Consider the following 2160-nt stretch of genomic DNA (forward strand, 5'->3'; position numbering starts at 1 on the left):
CCTTGAGGCCTTCTTCCACGACCCAACGGTCACCAGCCACGCGTCCAACCCGAACCGTCCGAAGGTCCGCCACGTTACTGTCAGTCACGACATAGACTTGCGATCGCCCGCCAGAATCGCGCTGGATCGCCTGCTGCGGAATCGCGATGGCGTTCTGCTGGATCCCTTGCTCGATTAGCACGCGGACATACATGCCCGGCAGTAAGTCCCCTTCAGGATTGGGGAACTCGCCACGAAGCGTCACCTGTCCGGTGGTGGCGTCTACCGCCGCCTCAAGGAACAGGAGTTTGCCGGGGTGCGCGTATTCACTGCCATCATCCAGTCGAAGCATAACGCGAGCGGCACCCGCCTCGGCATTCGTCAATGCGCCGTTTTCGAGCGCGCGCCGAAGCCGGAGAAGCTCGTTCGCCGACTGGGTAAAATCGGCATAGACCGGATCGATCTGTTGAATGGTGGCCAGGCTTTCAGGGCCATTGGCGCTGACGAGCGCGCCTTCCGTGACCATGGCACGGCCGATGCGTCCGGAGATCGGTGCCGTGATTTCGGCGTAGTCCAGATTGAGTTGCGCCGTCGTAAGTCCCGCGGTGGCAATCGCCACATCCGCGTCTGCCTGCGCGAGTGCCGCCACCGCGTTGTCGAGCTGCTGGCCGCTGGAAACGTTGCGTTCGCGCAGCTCGTTCTGCCGGTCAGCCTGCTGGCGGGCCTGAAGTTGGACGGCTTGCGCGCGCTGCAGGGTCGCCTCTGCGCTCGCCACCTGTGCGCGGAACAGCGCCGGGTCGATCCGATAGAGCACGTCGCCTTCCTTCACCAGGCTTCCCTGTTCGAAGACGCGCTCGAGCACGATGCCCGAGACGCGTGGCCGCACCTCGGCGATGCGGGTTGGGGCAATGCGTCCTGGCAGTTCGTTCAAAATGGGAAGGGTTTCTGGAACAACCTCGATGACGCTCACGGCGGGGGGAGGAGGGGCAGCCGGCTGCGCCTCTGCAGAACTTTTGGCATCACTGCATCCAGAAATAACAGCGAAAAGGGCGGCGGCCGCTGTAAGTTTCAGCGGCAAAACGTAAGTACGCATGAGAGAATCCAGAAAAAGTTGACGTTTGCCGGGACGGCTAGCGAGGCCGTGGCGATGAATGTGTTTAGCGGTAGCTGTGAGCGATCAACCGCCAGTCGGCGAATTGGTGTCTTGGGAGCGCAGATGTTCCGCGTCGACCAGCCACTGGATGTCGCGCAGAATGTTTGTACGTTCGGCGTCAGACCAGGGGTTCAGATTGTGCAGTTCGAGCCTCTTGAGCCCCTCGAGCGCCAGAAACGCTAGGATGGCACCACGCGGGTTTTCCGCCGTTTCTGTGACCGAATCGATCGATCGTCTATAGGTGGCCTGCACATAGCCACGCGCTTCGGCGTTCTGGGCGAGGGCGGCGACCAGATTTACAGCGACGGCTCGCACATCATCACGGATCGGTTCGGCTGCCGCCGCAATAAGTCCATTGATGGACGCGCTCGAAACCGAACCCAGGCTGTCCGTGGTCGCTCGGATCCGCTCTGCTTCAGCTTCCAGGCGCCGCCGTATGATGGCATTGATGAGCTGCTGCTTGGATTTGTAGTCGTAGATGACGCTCGCTTTGCTGATCCCGGCTTCGGTGGCTACGGCATCAAGCGTCACATGCGCGGCGCCATCACGGACAACCACGAGCTCCGCCGCATCCAGTATGTCGCTCTGTTCGATTACCCTTGGACGGGCCATACGTTCACGCCTGCGCTGTCTAGAATTAATTTCCGACTGGTTGGTTATTATAGGTGCGACGCAACAGAAAGTTCAATTCACCAATTTGTGTACCGAATGGCTAGCCGCAGCATGCCGGTGCGCTCGCAGTCTGGTCCATAGCTGCGATGTCCGGATGTGATAGAATAAGCACAGGGACACGTGCAGATACTGCAGCAGCACCTTCGCGCCTGCGATTGTGCGACAATACTGCCGCCCGGCCTTGTATCGGCGAGCACGCTCAAGCTTCAAAGGAAGTTCCATAATGCCTATTACGCGACATCGACATGTAGCGGGGGTGGGTTCTACCTTGAAGTGCGACTTTGCAGCGATACCAATGGGTTATCGTAAGCAAGGAAGCGCAGATGAAACGCACCTACTCGCAGATTGATCTCGAT

The 2160-nt window shown here is 59.8% G+C and carries 2 protein-coding genes; both read right to left on the bottom strand.

Annotated elements, in window-relative coordinates; all coding sequences use genetic code 11:
• The coding region (locus tag AC1DUU_RS30285) for an efflux RND transporter periplasmic adaptor subunit (RefSeq protein WP_476787011.1) at positions 1-1072 on the bottom strand (1072 nt) is incomplete at its 3' end.
• Positions 1073-1156: 84 nt separating this feature from the next.
• Entirely contained in the window at positions 1157-1744 is a 588-nt protein-coding gene (locus AC1DUU_RS30290; protein WP_476787012.1) for a TetR/AcrR family transcriptional regulator, read from the bottom strand.
• Between the last annotated feature and the right edge of the window lie 416 nt (positions 1745-2160).

It is taken from the genome of Aminobacter sp. P4_H6_2, from assembly GCF_056400805.1.